At 67.9% G+C, this 14,983-nt stretch carries 14 protein-coding genes and 1 rRNA gene; 13 read left to right on the top strand and 2 right to left on the bottom strand.

Annotated elements, in window-relative coordinates:
• The 13 genes from rrf to AC1DNG_RS21595 form a co-directional block, all read left to right on the top strand.
• Positions 1 to 93, top strand: a 5S ribosomal RNA gene (gene rrf / locus AC1DNG_RS21655); the annotation flags it as partial.
• Positions 94 to 457: 364 nt separating this feature from the next.
• Positions 458 to 2,578 carry a hypothetical protein gene (locus AC1DNG_RS21650; protein ID WP_476888307.1) on the top strand — a complete coding sequence of 707 codons (2,121 nt, stop codon included), beginning with the start codon at positions 458 to 460 and terminating at the stop codon, positions 2,576 to 2,578.
• 4 nt (positions 2,579 to 2,582) lie between these two features.
• Entirely contained in the window at positions 2,583 to 3,572 is a 990-nt protein-coding gene (locus AC1DNG_RS21645) for an HAD-IIA family hydrolase (RefSeq protein ID WP_476850374.1), read from the top strand.
• 9 nt (positions 3,573 to 3,581) lie between these two features.
• Positions 3,582 to 3,920, top strand: a complete 339-nt coding sequence (locus tag AC1DNG_RS21640; RefSeq protein ID WP_476888306.1) for a hypothetical protein — start codon at positions 3,582 to 3,584, stop codon at positions 3,918 to 3,920.
• Positions 3,917 to 4,729: a TlyA family RNA methyltransferase gene (locus tag AC1DNG_RS21635; protein ID WP_459384348.1), complete on the top strand. Its 813-nt coding sequence runs from the start codon at positions 3,917 to 3,919 to the stop codon at positions 4,727 to 4,729. Before AC1DNG_RS21640 ends, AC1DNG_RS21635 begins: the two co-directional genes overlap by 4 nt.
• Positions 4,730 to 4,751: 22 nt before the next feature.
• The gene (locus tag AC1DNG_RS21630; protein ID WP_476850376.1) at positions 4,752 to 5,789 is read left to right on the top strand and encodes an NAD kinase; all 1,038 of its coding nucleotides are present in this window, start codon (positions 4,752 to 4,754) and stop codon (positions 5,787 to 5,789) included.
• Between the two features lie 3 nt (positions 5,790 to 5,792).
• The gene (recN, locus tag AC1DNG_RS21625; RefSeq protein ID WP_476888305.1) at positions 5,793 to 7,529 is read left to right on the top strand and encodes a DNA repair protein RecN; all 1,737 of its coding nucleotides are present in this window, start codon (positions 5,793 to 5,795) and stop codon (positions 7,527 to 7,529) included.
• A 100-nt stretch (positions 7,530 to 7,629) separates the two neighbouring features.
• The gene (locus AC1DNG_RS21620) at positions 7,630 to 9,423 is read left to right on the top strand and encodes a CTP synthase (RefSeq protein WP_476850378.1); all 1,794 of its coding nucleotides are present in this window, start codon (positions 7,630 to 7,632) and stop codon (positions 9,421 to 9,423) included.
• Positions 9,424 to 9,450: 27 nt separating this feature from the next.
• Positions 9,451 to 10,113: an NUDIX domain-containing protein gene (locus AC1DNG_RS21615; protein WP_476850379.1), complete on the top strand. Its 663-nt coding sequence runs from the start codon at positions 9,451 to 9,453 to the stop codon at positions 10,111 to 10,113.
• Between the two features lie 11 nt (positions 10,114 to 10,124).
• A complete protein-coding gene (xerD, locus tag AC1DNG_RS21610; RefSeq protein WP_476888308.1) occupies positions 10,125 to 11,135 on the top strand; it encodes a site-specific tyrosine recombinase XerD in 1,011 nt (336 codons plus the stop codon).
• Between the two features lie 32 nt (positions 11,136 to 11,167).
• Positions 11,168 to 11,767: an RNA polymerase sigma factor gene (locus tag AC1DNG_RS21605; RefSeq protein WP_476888304.1), complete on the top strand. Its 600-nt coding sequence runs from the start codon at positions 11,168 to 11,170 to the stop codon at positions 11,765 to 11,767.
• 368 nt (positions 11,768 to 12,135) lie between these two features.
• A complete protein-coding gene (locus tag AC1DNG_RS21600) occupies positions 12,136 to 12,531 on the top strand; it encodes a hypothetical protein (RefSeq protein WP_476888303.1) in 396 nt (131 codons plus the stop codon).
• 35 nt (positions 12,532 to 12,566) lie between these two features.
• Positions 12,567 to 13,049, top strand: coding sequence for an 8-oxo-dGTP diphosphatase (locus tag AC1DNG_RS21595; protein WP_230012058.1), 483 nt, complete (start codon positions 12,567 to 12,569; stop codon positions 13,047 to 13,049).
• 93 nt (positions 13,050 to 13,142) lie between these two features.
• Here the strand turns inward: AC1DNG_RS21595 and AC1DNG_RS21590 are convergent, their stop codons facing one another.
• Both AC1DNG_RS21590 and AC1DNG_RS21585 read right to left on the bottom strand, forming a co-directional pair.
• The gene (locus AC1DNG_RS21590; RefSeq protein ID WP_028277410.1) at positions 13,143 to 14,282 is read right to left on the bottom strand and encodes a bifunctional 2-methylcitrate synthase/citrate synthase; all 1,140 of its coding nucleotides are present in this window, start codon (positions 14,280 to 14,282) and stop codon (positions 13,143 to 13,145) included.
• Between the two features lie 62 nt (positions 14,283 to 14,344).
• On the bottom strand, positions 14,345 to 14,983 hold a 639-nt coding region (locus AC1DNG_RS21585), incomplete at its 5' end, for an isocitrate lyase/PEP mutase family protein (RefSeq protein WP_476888302.1).

Here is a 14,983-nt window from a genome sequence, read left to right as displayed (position 1 = left end):
ACGCCCGGTCCCATCCCGAACCCGGAAGCTAAGACCCACAGCGCCGATGGTACTGCACCCGGGAGGGTGTGGGAGAGTAGGTCACCGCCGGAACACCATTAACGGTCGAGGACCCCCACCACCAGGTGGGGGTCCTCCCGCATTTAACCCCCCTCCGGACCGGGACCCCGCAACACCTGCGGGAGCATCCCGCCACACCCCGCCAAACGTGAGGGAGCGTCACCGGACTTCCCGCCAGCCGGCGGCCGCCGACAGAAGTGCCCCGGGAGGTTGTGAGACTTCCCACCGCGGGCCCCCGTCGACCTGATGCCGTTAGCCGGTGGCGGGTTGCTCGCCTAGAATTGGGGGAGATGTACGGACTTCGAAGCGCTTGATTTCGGGTTGCGTAGGAAACGAAACACGGAACAGAGCGGCTGCGATTGCGCCAGTGGTCAGCTCACAACAGGAGGATTCCAGCATGGCTGAGCACAATGATGGCAACCGCGGCGGCAAGGCCCCCGGCAACTCGGGCGGACGCAGTTCCGGTGGAGCCCCTTTCCGGGGCACCAGCAACTCTGGCGGCGATCCCCGCGGATTCCGTTCCAGGGAAGACCGTGACCGCAAGCCGTATGGTGATCGTGCTCCTCGTGAGGGCGGGGATCAGCGCGGCTTCGGAAACAGCGAGCGTAAGCCGTACAGCGGCGGCGGTGAGCGTAAGCCTTATGGTGATCGTGCTCCGCGTGAGGGCGGGAGTCAGCGCAGCTTTGGTGGCGACAGCCGCCCGTCCTATGGTGACCGCAAGCCGTACAGCGGCGGTGGTGAGCGTAAGCCTTATGGTGATCGTGCTCCGCGTGAGGGCGGGGAACAGCGCAGCTTCGGCGGCGGCGACCGTAAGCCTTATGGTGATCGTGCTCCGCGTGAAGGTGGGGGACAGCGCAGCTTTGGTGGCGACAGCCGCCCGTCCTATGGTGACCGTAAGCCGTACAGCGGTGGTGGCGATCGTGACCGTAAGCCGTACGGTGATCGTGCTCCCCGTGAAGGTGGGGGACAGCGCAGCTTTGGTGGCGACAGCCGCCCGTCCTATGGTGACCGTAAGCCGTATAGCGGCGGCGGTGACCGTAAGCCGTACAGCGGTGGTGGCGATCGTGACCGTAAGCCGTACGGTGACCGTGCCCCGCGTGACGGCGGGGATCAGCGCAGCTTTGGTGGCGACAGCCGCCCGTCCTATGGTGACCGCAAGCCGTACAGCGGCGGCGGCGACCGTGACCGTAAGCCGTACGGTGACCGTGCCCCGCGTGAAGGCGGCGGCCAGCGCAGCTTCGGCGGCGGTGGCGACCGTGACCGCAAGCCGTACGGCAGCGGCGAGAACCGCAAGCCCTTCGGCACCCGCGAGGATCGTCCCGCACGGGGCTTCGACCGTGGCGACTCAGGCCCGCGCCAGTACGGACGCGACCGCCCCGAGGACCGTCCGGTTCGCGTGCCCAATGCCCGCGACCTCCGCAGCGCCAACCGCCCGGACCGGGAGCGTTCACCCCAGATCGACGAGGACGTCACGGGCAAGGAGCTTGACCGCGCCACGCAGCACCAGATCAAGACCCTCGAAGGCACCAGCGCCGAATGGGTGGCCCGCCACCTCGTCATGGCCGGGCGGCTCCTGGACGAAGAACCCGAGCTTGCCTTCCAGCATGCCCTGGCAGCCAGCCGTCGTGGCGGACGCCTCGCGTCCGTCCGCGAAGCTGTCGGCCTGACGGCCTACGCAGCCGGCCACTATGGTGAAGCCCTCCGGGAATTCCGGACCTACCGCCGGATCAGTGGCTCCAACATGCACCTGCCGGTCATGGCCGACTGCGAACGCGGCCTTGGCCGCCCGGACCGTGCCCTGGACATGGCCCGGTCCGACGAAGCCAAGGATCTCGACGCCCCCGGCAAGGTGGAACTGGCCATCGTTGCAGCCGGGGCCCGCACCGACCTCGGGCAGCTCGACGCCGCGGTTTCCGAACTGGAAATCCCGCAGCTGGACATCAACCGCGCCTTTTCCTACAGCCCCCGGCTGTTCCGTGCCTATGCTGACGCGCTGACGGCAGCCGGCCGCGCTGCCGAAGCCGCCAAATGGCAACGCCAGGCCACCGTGGCCGAAAACGCGCTGGGCCTCGGGGCTGACGAGGAACCCGACATCATCGATCTCGGCTGGGACGAGGAAGAAGAAGCCCGCGAGGAGGAACGGCAGCGCCGCCTCCGGGCGCAGGAGCATGCCGACACGCACGCCGGAACCGAAGAGCGCGCACCGCGTGCCGCAGGTGCCGCTGCCGCGGCAGAAGCCACCGGCGCCGCAGCCGGAGTGGCCGGCTTGAACGCGGGCGATGAGCTCGCCAGCGACGACGGAGCCGACGACGCAGAAGCCGACTACTTCGAGTCTGACGACGCCGAGTCAGACGTGGATTCAGTGGAATCCGACGTGCTCGACGAACCTGATGACGAAGCCGATGACGAAGCCGACGGCGAAGCGATCGACGAGGCCGACCTGGAACTGAACGATGACGCGGACGAGGAACTCTCCGCTGACTCAGAGCCGGCGCAGCACGAAAGTGTGGAGGACTAATCGCATGACGGGAACCGCCCTGATCGCCACCTTTGATGCCCTGCTCTCCGATCTTGACGGCGTTGTCTATGCCGGCCCCAACGCCATTCCCGGGGCCGTCGAGTCGCTGCGCCGGCTGGCCGGGGTGGGCGTCGGGCTGGGCTACGTCACCAACAACGCATCCCGTTCCCCGGCACAGGTGGCCCAACACCTGCGCGATCTCGGCGCCCCCGCCGAGGACCACCAGGTGGTGAGTTCCTCGCAGGCAGCGGCAGCGCTGCTGGCGTCGATGCTGCCGGCCGGGGCACACGTGCTGATCACGGGCAGTGCCGCACTTGCCCGGGAAATTGAACTGGTTGGCCTGGTTCCCGTCCGCGGCGCGGAGGATGCCCCCGTCGCCGTCGTTCAGGGCTTTAGTCCGGAACTTGGCTGGAAGGACCTCGCCGAGGCATCGTACGTCGTCGCCGGCGGCGCCCTGTGGGTGGCCACCAACACGGACTGGTCCATTCCCCAGGCGCGTGGAATTGCTCCCGGTAACGGGACGCTCGTGGCCGCCGTGGCAGCCGCGACCGGCAAGAGTCCGATCGTGGCCGGAAAACCCGAAGCCCCACTGTTCCACACTGCCGCCAAGCGGCTGGCAGCGGACCGGCCGTTGGTCGTCGGCGACCGCCTGGACACCGACATCCTGGGCGGCAACAACGCCGGTTTCGCCACCGTCGCCGTGCTGACCGGAGTGGACACGAGGGAATCGATCCTCGCGGCACGGTCTGTGGAACGCCCCGATTTCCTCATCAATGATCTGACCGGCCTGTACGCGCCATACCCTGCCGTAGAGCACGACGCCGGGCGGTTCCGCAGCGGCACGGCCTCGGCGGTCGTGCGGGGGCAGTCGGTCCACATCAGCGGCGACCCCGCCGACCTCGATTCGTGGCGTGCCGCCTGTTCGGCCTGGTGGGCCGCAAACCCCGAGACGACCAGCGCGCTGGCTCCGGTCCTCGAGTGGTCCGATCACTAGGCTGGACACATGAGCGAGCTACACCAGGGACTGGACCAGGCCCCAGACGAACAGCCGGCTGAGGCGCCGACCCCTGCGGCCGATGTCGCCTGGCCCGAGCTGCCGTCGCAGCAGCTCCCGGCGGAGCTGTCCGGGCACGCCGCACCAGAACACGCGGCAGCAGTCCTGGATCCGGCCGTCAACGCTGTCCTGGACCGCCTCGGGGCCGTGCGGCAAATGCCTGTGTCCGGGCACGGCGAAGTCTATGGGGGCATGCATGATGCCCTGCTGGAGGCCCTGAACGAAGACGTGGCCGGCCACGCCGGCGTGGCGCGCCGTATCCATGCCGCGGGGAACGGGGGATCGTGAGCCGGCTTGACCAGGCACTCGTCAGCCGGGGGCTCGCCAGGTCCCGGACCCATGCCGCCCGGCTCATTGCCGAGGGCAAGGTGAGCTCCGGTGGCGAGGTCCTCGCCAAGGCGTCCCTGCAGGTCCCGGAGGACGCCGCGCTGGACGTCACGGCCTCGGCCGAGGACGGCTACGTCAGCCGCGCCGGGCACAAGCTGGCCGGCGCGCTGGATGCCTTTCCCGCCGTCGACGTCGCAGGCAAACGGTGCCTCGACGCCGGCGCCTCCACCGGCGGGTTCACCGATGTGCTGCTTCGGCGCGGTGCGGCCCACGTGGTGGCCGTCGACGTGGGGCACGGCCAGCTGGTGCCGGAAATCCGGAATGACTCCAGGGTTTCCGTGCACGAAGGCCTCAACGTCCGCTACATGGCGGCCGCGGAAATCGGCGGACCGGCCGCCCTGACGGTGGCTGACCTGTCCTTCATCTCGCTGACGCTTGTGGTGGCGCCACTCGCGGCCTGCACCCTGCCCGGCGGCGACCTCGTCCTCATGGTCAAGCCACAGTTCGAGATCGGCAAGGACCGGCTGGGCCGGACCGGCGTGGTCACCTCGGAACGCGAACGCCGGCTCGCCGTGGGCAAGGTGGCTGCCGCCGCCGTGGACGCGGGCCTGGTCTTGTCAGGCCTCGCCCAGAGCCCGCTGCCGGGCCAGGACGGCAATGTCGAATACTTCCTGTGGATAAAACGCGCGATGTCGGAAGTCCCGCCTAAGATCGAGGAGCGGGACGCAGCTGTTGCTGCGTTGCTCGGAACAATCTGGCCGAACCACTAGTACCACCAGAAGGCGGAACCTGATGAGCAGGCGTGTCCTGATCCTGGCCCACACAGGGCGCGAGGAGTCCCTCAAGGCTGCCTGGGAAGCGTGTGCGCTGCTGCACGAATCCGGGCTGGTCCCCGTGCTGCAGGAGAACGAGCTCGGGGACATGGTCCGCTTCTTCGGCCGGCTCGACCACCCGGTCGAGGTCCTTCACGACCACGTGAAGCTGCCCGACGTGGAACTTGTCATGGTCCTCGGCGGAGACGGCACCATCCTCCGGGCTGCCGAACTGGTCCGCGAAGTCGACGTGCCGCTGCTTGGGGTGAACCTTGGCCACGTGGGGTTCCTGGCCGAGAGCGAACGGGCCGACCTCGCCCAGACCGTCGAGTGGATCGCCAGCCGTGACTACACGGTGGAAGAGCGCATGACGATCGACGTCCAGGTCTGGGTCCGCGGCCAGAAGATCTGGCACACCTGGGCCCTGAATGAGGCCGCGATCGAAAAAGGCAACCGGGAACGGATGCTGGAGGTGGTCACCGAAGTCGACGAACGCCCCCTGACCTCATTCGGCTGCGACGGCGTCGTCCTGGCCACGCCCACAGGCTCCACGGCCTACGCGTTTTCCGCCGGCGGTCCCGTGGTGTGGCCCGAGGTCGAGGCCCTCCTGATCGTGCCGATCAGCGCCCATGCCCTCTTCGCGAAGCCGCTCGTGGTTTCGCCGCGGTCCCGGCTCGCCGTCGAGATCCTGAACCGCACCGACGCCCAGGGCGTCCTCTGGTGCGACGGCCGCCGCTCGGTGGATCTGCCGCCCGGCGCGCGCGTCGAAGTGACCCGCTCCGCAACGCCCGTGCGTCTGGCCAGGACGCACCAGACCCCCTTCTCCGGCAGGCTCGTGCGCAAATTCCAGCTCCCCATCCAGGGCTGGCGCGGGCCCGTGCCCCAAACCCGGGCCATCCACACCGGCCCCCTCCCGATCATCCGCACGCCCCGTCCCATGCCGCCGCTTCCCTCGCCGCGCCACGCCGAACCCGGGGACGCGCCCGATCCCTTGCCAGATCCCACAACCGAGAAGTGAACCATGCTTGAAGAACTGCGTATCCGCGACCTCGGCGTCATCACCGACGCCACCCTGCCGCTGGGCCCGGGCCTCAGCGTGGTGACCGGTGAAACCGGTGCCGGCAAGACCATGGTGGTGACCGCCGTCGGGCTGCTCCTCGGTGCCAGGTCCGACGCCGGCGCCGTCCGCAGCGGCGCGAAGAGCGCCTCGGCGGAGGCTGTGCTGAAGCTCGACGCCGGCCACGCTGCCGTCGCGCGGTGCAGGGAAGCCGGGGCCGAGGTGGAGGAGTTCGACGGCGGTGTGGAACTGCTGCTGGCCCGCAGCGTCGGAGCCGACGGCCGCAGCCGGGCCTATCTGGGCGGACGCGCCGCGCCGGTGGGGGTGCTGGCCGAAATCGGCGAAACCCTCGTGGTGGTGCACGGACAGTCGGACCAGATCCGGCTCAAGAGCCCGGTGGCGCAACGCGGCGCCCTGGACAAATTCGCTGGCGAGAGCCTTGCGGGCGCGCTGACCGCCCATCAGGACCTCTACGCGCACTGGCATGCCAGCCAGGGCGAGCTGGACTCCTTGCGCAGTGCCGCGCGTGAACGCCTCCGCGAGGCCGAGTCGCTGCACGTTGCCCTGGCCGAGATCGACGCCGTGGACCCGCAGCCGGGGGAGGACGAGGCCCTCAAGGCCGAGGCCGTGAAACTGGCCAACGTCGAGGAACTGCGGATCGCGGCCAGCACCGCCCACCAGGCCCTCATCGCCGAGGACTTCGGTGAAGAAGCCGACGCCACCACCCTCGTGGACGCTGCCAAACGCACCCTGGAGCACGTGGCCGAACACGACGGGGAGCTGGGCTCCGCCGCGGCGCGCCTGGCCGAGGTCGGTTTCCTGCTCAACGACATCGCCGCCGAACTCGCCAGCTACCAGGCCGCCCTTGACACGGAGGGCCCGGAACGGCTCGCCGAAATCGAGGACCGACGGGCCGCGCTGGCCAAGCTGGTCCGCAAGTACGCGCCGAGCATCGACGAGGTGCTGGTCTGGGCGGAGGAGGCCCGGGCCCGGCACGAGGAACTCCAGGACGACTCCACCAGGATCGAAGCGCTGGACGCCGAGGTCGCCCGGGCCGAAACCGAGCTCCGGAAGAAGGCCGCCGGGATCAGCAAGGCCCGCACCAAGGCCGCCAAGGACCTCTCCGCGCGGGTCAGCGCGGAGCTCACGGCGCTGGCCATGGCCGATGCCACCCTGGTCATCAATGTGGAGCCCGCAGGCCAGCTGGGACCGTTCGGGGCCGACGAGATCTCCTTCCTGCTTCAGCCGCACTCCGGCGCGCCGGCCCGGCCGCTGGGCAAAGGCGCCTCGGGCGGTGAACTCTCCCGCGTCATGCTCGCCATTGAGGTGGTGCTTGCTGCCGTCGATCCCGTCCCGACGTTTGTCTTCGACGAGGTCGACGCCGGCGTCGGCGGCCGTGCCGCCGTCGAGATCGGGCGCCGGCTGGCGATGCTGGCCCAGCACGTCCAGGTCCTCGTGGTGACCCACCTGCCGCAGGTGGCCGCTTTCGCGAACCAGCACATCAGGGTCACCAAGACCTCCGTGCGGGGCGCTGACGGGGCTACCGCCACCGGCTTCACCTCCAGCGACGTGCAGCTGCTGGACGAGGCCGAGCGCGTCCGCGAACTGGCCCGCATGCTGGCCGGCCAAGAGGACTCCGAATCAGCCCAGGCCCACGCCCAGGAGCTGCTGGACGACGCCAAACTCCTCCCGCAAAGCTAGGCGGGCCCGAAAGGACGTCCGCAGGGACTCCCGCAAGGACCGCTGCTAGGACAACAATCACATCGGGATCCCGCCAAGGAACCCGTGGAAGGCCGAATTGATGATAAGCTCAAACCCCGTGGTGCAGCGATCAAACTCTCGTGTAAATTCCCGGTTTCCGGGCTCGTCCAAGACGACCAAACACATCTTCGTCACCGGTGGTGTAGCGTCCTCGCTCGGTAAGGGACTGACGGCTTCGAGCCTCGGCCACCTCCTGCGGGCACGCGGTCTGTCTGTAACAATGCAAAAGCTCGATCCCTATTTGAATGTGGATCCGGGCACGATGAACCCCTTCCAGCACGGCGAAGTCTTCGTCACTGACGACGGCGCCGAGACGGACCTGGACATCGGCCACTATGAGCGCTTCCTCGATGAAAACCTCGAAGGATCGGCCAACGTCACAACCGGCCAGGTCTACTCGACCGTCATCGCGAAGGAACGCCGCGGCGAATACCTCGGCGACACCGTCCAGGTCATCCCGCACATCACCGATGAGATCAAGCGGCGCATGCGGCTTCCCGCCGAGGGCAAGAACGCCCCCGACGTCATCATCACCGAAATCGGCGGCACGGTGGGCGACATCGAGTCCCAGCCGTTCCTCGAATCCGCCCGCCAGGTCCGCCAGGACATCGGCCGCGGAAATGTGTTCTTCCTCCACGTGTCCCTCGTGCCTTACATAGGCCCGTCGCAGGAGTTGAAGACCAAGCCGACGCAGCACTCCGTTGCCGCGCTGCGCTCCATCGGCATCCAGCCCGAGGCAATCGTGATCCGGTCGGACCGAGAAGTCCCGCAGCCGATGCGCGACAAGATCGGCCGCATGTGCGACGTCGACATCGACGCCGTGATCGGCTGCCCGGACGCACCGAGCATCTACGACATCCCGAAGACCCTGCACTCCCAGGGTCTGGATTCCTACATCGTCCGCGCCCTGGACCTGCCGTTCAAGGATGTGGACTGGACCAGCTGGGACAAGCTGCTCGACGCCGTCCACAACCCGAAGCACGAAGTTGAGATCGCGCTCGTGGGCAAGTACATCGACCTGCCTGACGCCTACCTGTCCGTCACGGAGGCCCTGCGCGCCGGCGGCTTCGCCAACGACACCAAGGTCAAGATCCGCTGGGTCCCCTCGGACGAATGCGAAACCCGTGAGGGCGCCGTGCAGTCCCTGGCCGGCGTCGACGCCATCTGCGTTCCCGGCGGCTTCGGCATCCGCGGCCTGGAAGGCAAACTCGGCGCCCTGAAGTACGCCCGCGAAACCAAGCTTCCGGTCCTGGGCCTGTGCCTGGGCCTGCAGTGCATGGTGATCGAGTACGCCCGCAACGTGGTCGGCCTCGAGGGAGCGTCCTCGTCCGAGTTCGAGCCGGACTCCAAGTACCCCGTCATCGCCACGATGGAAGAGCAGCTGGACATCGTTGACGGCAAGGGCGACCTCGGCGGCACCATGCGCCTGGGCCTCTACGAGGCCAAGCTCGACGAAGGCTCCGTCGTCGCCGAGACCTACGGCGCCACGAAGGTCAGCGAACGGCACCGCCACCGCTACGAGGTCAACAACAAGTACCGCGATCAGATCGCCGCCAAGGGCCTGTCGTTCTCCGGAACGTCGCCCGACGGCAAGCTGGTCGAGTTCGTGGAACTTCCCCGCGACGTCCACCCGTACTACGTGGCCACGCAGGCGCACCCCGAGCTCAGCTCGCGGCCCACGCGCCCGCACCCGCTGTTCGCGGGCCTGATTGAGGCTGCCCTTGGCCACCAGCGGGCCGGCGACGCCGCGAACGCTGCAAGCAGCAGCCCGAGTGCAAAGGCCGATGCCCCGGCACCTGCGCCCAAGCCCTCGTCGGCAGCAGTGTCCAAGTAATTTCCAACTGAATCAAAGGACGGCGCGATGCCCGGTATGTCTGAGACCCCCAATGCTGCACGGCAGGTTTCGGATGAGCCGAGCCCGCGCCGTCTTTTGTCGTCCCGAAAGGTGTACGAGGGCAGGATCTGGGACGTCGTCAGCGACAGTTTCCAGCTCAACGACGACGGCGACACCCTGGTCCGGGACTACATCGACCATCCAGGCGCGGTGGCGGTTCTCCCGATGAACGACGACGGCGACGTGCTGCTGCTCCGGCAGTACCGGCACCCCGTCGGCATGGACCTCTGGGAGATCCCCGCCGGGCTGCTTGACGTCGAAGGGGAGGACTTCGTCGTCGGGGCCGCCCGCGAACTGGCCGAGGAAGCGGACCTCGTCGCGGACCGCTGGAACGTGCTGGCGGACTTCTTCAACTCCCCGGGCTCCTCCAGCGAGGCCATCCGCATCTACCTGGCCCGCGGCCTGAGTGAGGTGCCGGGACATGAGCGGCACGTCCGCACGGACGAGGAAGCCGAAATCGAACTGCGCTGGACCCCGCTGGACGAGGCCGTGCAGGCGGTCCTTGACGGCCGCCTCCACAACCCGTCCGCCGTCGTCGGCGTCCTGGCCGCTGCCGCCGCCCGCGCGGGCAATTTCGAAAGCCTCCGCCCGGCCGACGCGCCCTGGCCCGCCCATCCCAGCCAGCGCTAGTGGAGCCGCTGATCGCCGAACCGCCGGCCCCGGCGCAGGCAGCCGCTCCCGAGCGCCCGCCCGCCAGGGCGGTGACGGCGATCGACCGCGCAATCACTGACTACCTGCAGCACATGGGCGTGGAGCGGGGCCTCGCGGCCAACACCCTCTCCGCCTACAGGCGGGACCTGGCCCGGTACGCCAGGCATCTGGCCCACGCCGGCCGGGAACGCCCCGCGGAGATTACCCGGCACGACGTCACCGGATTCGTTCAGGCGCTCTCCGACGGGTCCGATGGCGGCTCCGCCCTGGGCATCCGCTCGGCGGCCCGGACGGTGGTGGCGGTGCGCGGACTCCACAAGTTCTGGGCCCTCGAAGGCATCACGTCCACCGACCCGGCCAGCGACGTCCACCCGCCCATGCCCGGCAAGCGGCTGCCCAAGGCCATCAGCGTCGATGAGGTCACCCGGATCCTCGAGGCGGCCGGCACGGACACGGCAACGGGCCTGCGCGACCGCGCGCTGCTCGAATTCCTCTATTCCACCGGTGCCCGCATCAGCGAAGCCGTGGGCCTGGACGTTGACGACATTTCCCTGCATACCTCCGGCGGGTCCGATGCCGGCGACGGGCCCGCGATCGTCAGGCTCTTCGGCAAGGGGTCCAAGGAACGCCTCGTCCCGCTCGGATCCTATGGGGCACGAGCCCTTGACGCCTACCTCGTCCGCGGCCGGCCCCTGCTGGCCGCCAAGGGCAAGGGCACCCCCGCCCTGTTCCTCAACGCCCGCGGCGGCAGGATCAGCCGGCAAAGCGCCTGGACCATTTTGAAGGCGGCGGCGGACAAGGCCCACATCACCAAGGACGTTTCGCCACACACGCTGCGGCACTCCTTCGCCACCCACCTGCTGGAGGGCGGCGCCGACGTCCGGGTGGTGCAGGAGCTGCTGGGGCACGCCTCGGTGACCACCACGCAGGTCTACACCCAGGTGACGGCCGATACGCTGCGGGAGATCTACGCCGCCGCGCACCCGCGCGCCCTGGGCTAAGGCGCAGTCCGCCGGGTCCCCGCACCGCGCCGGTGCCGGCAAACTTTTTTGCGGGCCTGTGTAAGAAAATGCCGTTCACTGGACACTTACACAGCAAGAAGAAGTCATCGATGTCCGGGGGAACCACCATGTTGGCTGCCAAAGAGCAAGCATTCATTGATCTGCACACCCAGCACTCCGCGCGGGTCTACCGCTACATTGCCTGCCGTATCAGTGACCGGCACCGCGCCGAGGAACTGGCCGCGGACGTCTTCAGAATTGCCTGGGAGAAAGAGCTGTCGGAACCGCCCGGCATTGGCTGGCTGTTGGCAACGGCCCGGAATGTGGTCGGCAATGAGTACAAGGGCCGCCGTCGCCGCCAGGAACTTGTCGAAAGGCTGAAGGACGATGCGCGCAGCCAAATCCCCGAGTCAAACAATGAAGAACGAGGCGCCGTGGCAGAGGTGCTGGTGCAGCTCAGGGAGCGGGACCGCGAGGTCCTCATGCTCAGCTACTGGGACGAGCTGACCATCGCTGAACTGGCGCAGACGCTGGGATGTTCCTCATCCGCCGCTGCGGTTCGCCTCCACCGGGCACGCCGGGCGTTTGCGAAAGCTGCCCCCTCACATCTCATGACCGAACGGAAGGACTAGCCATGGACCGCATCGAACAGCTCATGAGGGATGCAAAACCTCGGGTGGGAGCGCCGGGAGCAGAGCCGGGAAGCGACTCTGCCCGCTCAATCGTATTTTCCACGGATCCGAATGTCGTCCTTTTGGCAGGGCGCACTCCGGCACGACGGAATGCCGTGCGGGCTGCGGCCGCGACTGTACTGGCCGCTGCAGCCATCGTTGGCGCGGTGGTTGTCGGCGGCAATCTGATGCCGCAACCAGCGCCGGGGCCGGCCCAGACGGGCATCCCGGCCCCGACTGTCTCCGCCAGCCCATCGCCGTCGTCCCCAACCCCGTCCGCTGCCTCACCAGCCGCCCCGTCGTCTCCCACGAAAGCGGGTCCTGCCGCTTTGAGCACCGGCGGGGTCGCATGCACCCTTGCCAACATTGACCAGCAGCGCAATGACCAGCAGCGCGCGATCATCCCGATTGCCCCCGCCGAACAAGGCTATTACACGGTGCTGGGCTGCGCCGGCGGATGGCTCGCCTACTCCATTTCCGGTGACGGGATCCGGGCACTCCAGCTCGACGGCGGCAACGCCTGGTTCAAGCTCGCCAGACTGCAGAACGGCCGGTTCCTCTGCGATGTCCGGCAGGAGTGGTCCAGCGTCTACAACTGGGAGTTCCAAGCCACGAACAACCAGGGCCTCACGCCGCAGCAGGCCATGGACAAGGAATTCGCGCAGAAGGGGATACCAGTCGAACTGAGGCCGCAGCTTGTCGGCGACGGCCCGGCCGCCGGATAGCGCCGGCAGCCGGCGGCAGCTATAGGGTTGAGCACATGAAGCTCACGCCAGTCACTCTCTGCTTCCCGCTCCGTGAGGCGGAGAGCGGCACCGAGGTGCTGCTGGGCATGAAAAGGACCGGCTTTGGCATCGGCAAGATCGTGGGAATCGGCGGCCACGTTGAGCCGGGGGAGAGCGACGCCGAGGCCGTGGTCCGCGAGGTCTGGGAAGAAGCCGGGATCATAGTGCTCCAAGAGGACCTGGCCCACGCCGGCGTTGTCGAGTTCATCTTTCCGGCTCGGCCTGACTGGAACATGTCGTGCCGGCTCTTCACCACCCGGCGGTGGCACGGCGAACCCGCCGAGAGCCCGGAAATCACGCCCGAATGGTTCGACTCCGCGGCGTTGCCGCTGGAGCGGATGTGGCAGGATGCGGGGCACTGGCTGCCTCCGGCGCTGGCAGGCGAAACGATCGACGTCGTCGTGGTCCTCAACGAGGACAACGAGACTGTTGCGTCGGTCCGGATCCCGCGGCGCTGAAGTCCGCGGGCAAACAGCACGGGCCGGCCACCTACGAATAGGTGGCCGGCCCGTGCCGGCTGTCCGGTCCCGTGCGTCCCGCAGGAAGCCCTGCTACGCCAGGTGCCGTTCCTCGACGCCGTTGTACTCGCTCAAGGGACGGATGAGGGAGTTCGAATCCAGCTGCTCCATGATGTGCGCCGTCCAGCCTGTGATGCGGCTGGCGACGAACAGCGGGGTGAACGTGGCGGTGTCGAAGCCCATGAGGTGGTACGTGGGTCCGGTCGGGTAGTCGAGGTTCGGCTTAATCCCCTTCGCCTCGTCCATCGCCGTCTCGAGCCCGTTGTAGAGGCCCAGCAGCTCCGGCCGGCCATAGTGCGCGATCATCTTGTCCAGCGCCGACTTCATGGTGGGCACCCGGGAGTCGCCGTGCTTGTAGACGCGGTGGCCGAAGCCCATGACCTTCTTCTTGTGGGCCAGGGCGTCCTCCATCCAGGCCTTGGCCCGGACGTGGGCGTCCTCCAGGGACTCCTCCGGCCGGATGCCGATCTCGTCAAAGGTGTGCATGACGGCCTCGTTGGCACCGCCGTGCAGCGAGCCCTTGAGGGCCCCGATGGCGCCGGTCACGGCTGAGTGCAGGTCCGAGAGCGTGGAGGTGATTACCCGGGCCGTGAAGGTCGAGGCATTGAAGGAGTGCTCGGCGTACAAAATCATGGAGACATTGAACGCGTCGACTACTTCGGGGACGGCTTCCTCACCAAACGTCATCCAGAGGAAGTTGGCGTCGTAGCCCAGATCCTCGCGGGGTTCCACCACGTCCTGGCCGTGCCGGCGCCGCTGGTCGTAGGCCACCACGGCAGGCATCGCGGCGAACAGATCGATGGCCTTGGCCAGGTTGGCTTCGCGCGAGGCGTCCTCGGCGAGGGGGTGCCGGGCCCCCAACACAGACGTGGCAGTCCGGCAGACATCCATGGGATGCGCGGTGGTGGGCAGCGCGTCAATCACCTGTTTGACGACCGGATCCAGGGCGCGCCCGGCGCGTTCCCGGGCGGTGAACTCCGCCAGCTGCTCCGCGTCGGGCAGCTCGCCGTTCCAGAGCAGGTAGGCGACTTCCTCGAAGCTGCACTTGGCAGCCAGTTCCTGGACGGGGTAGCCGCGGTACAGCAGCGAGTTCGTGTCCGGGTTGACCTTGGAGACTGCGGTGTAGTCCACCACGACGCCGGCGAGGCCCTTTTTAATGTCCTGTTCAGCCATGCTGAAACTCCTTTGTTCCTAACGCCTGTATACCGGCACGTGCCGGAGGTTCTATGCGGGGCTTACTTACCGGGGATCTGGAAATTAAAGACTCCGGTATCGAAACGGTTGTAAGCCTCGTAATCAACGAGATCGTACAATCGCGCACGGGTCAGCATGCTTCCAACCTGTGCCTCCTGGGTTCCGTCGGCCTTAATCGATTCCAGAGTACGCTCCGCAGCGCCCATGGCACTACGGAGCAGCGTCACCGGATAAATGACCATATTGACGCCGACGCCGGCCAGCTCCTCCACGGTGAACAAGGCACTCTGGCCGAATTCGGTCATGTTGGCCAGGATCGGGACGTTGACGGCGTCGCGGATGGCCTGGAATTCGGCCAGGTCCTTCATCGCCTCCGGGAAGATCGCGTCTGCACCGGCCTCCACGAGCGCTTTGGCGCGCTCCTGGGCGGCCTCGAGCCCGTCCGTGGCGCGGATGTCGGTCCGGGCCATGATCAGGAAGTTCGGGTCGCGGCGGGCATCGGCCGCGGCCCGGATCCGCTTGGTGGCGGTTTCCAGGTCCACGACGTTCTTCCCGTCGAGGTGGCCGCAGCGCTTGGGGTTGAACTGGTCCTCGATGTGGCAGCCGGCCAGGCCGGCGTTCTCGAGTTCCTGGACCGACCGGGCCACGTTCATGGGCTCACCGAAGCCGGTGTCGGCGTC

This window comes from Arthrobacter sp. 01T425 (assembly GCF_056398725.1).
Note: the sequence above shows the minus strand (reverse complement) of the source record. Positions and strands in the feature narration are given on the sequence as shown.

Excerpts from the sequence above, each read along its gene's own strand:
- AC1DNG_RS21590 (WP_028277410.1), bottom strand. The coding sequence starts at position 14,282 with ATGGCTGAACAGGACATTAAAAAGGGCCTCGCCGGCGTCGTGGTGGAC.
- recN (WP_476888305.1), top strand. The coding sequence starts at position 5,793 with ATGCTTGAAGAACTGCGTATCCGCGACCTCGGCGTCATCACCGACGCC.
- AC1DNG_RS21645 (WP_476850374.1), top strand. The coding sequence starts at position 2,583 with ATGACGGGAACCGCCCTGATCGCCACCTTTGATGCCCTGCTCTCCGAT.
- AC1DNG_RS21630 (WP_476850376.1), top strand. The coding sequence starts at position 4,752 with ATGAGCAGGCGTGTCCTGATCCTGGCCCACACAGGGCGCGAGGAGTCC.
- AC1DNG_RS21620 (WP_476850378.1), top strand. The coding sequence starts at position 7,630 with ATGATAAGCTCAAACCCCGTGGTGCAGCGATCAAACTCTCGTGTAAAT.
- AC1DNG_RS21650 (WP_476888307.1), top strand. The coding sequence starts at position 458 with ATGGCTGAGCACAATGATGGCAACCGCGGCGGCAAGGCCCCCGGCAAC.
- AC1DNG_RS21595 (WP_230012058.1), top strand. The coding sequence starts at position 12,567 with ATGAAGCTCACGCCAGTCACTCTCTGCTTCCCGCTCCGTGAGGCGGAG.
- AC1DNG_RS21615 (WP_476850379.1), top strand. The coding sequence starts at position 9,451 with ATGCCCGGTATGTCTGAGACCCCCAATGCTGCACGGCAGGTTTCGGAT.
- AC1DNG_RS21640 (WP_476888306.1), top strand. The coding sequence starts at position 3,582 with ATGAGCGAGCTACACCAGGGACTGGACCAGGCCCCAGACGAACAGCCG.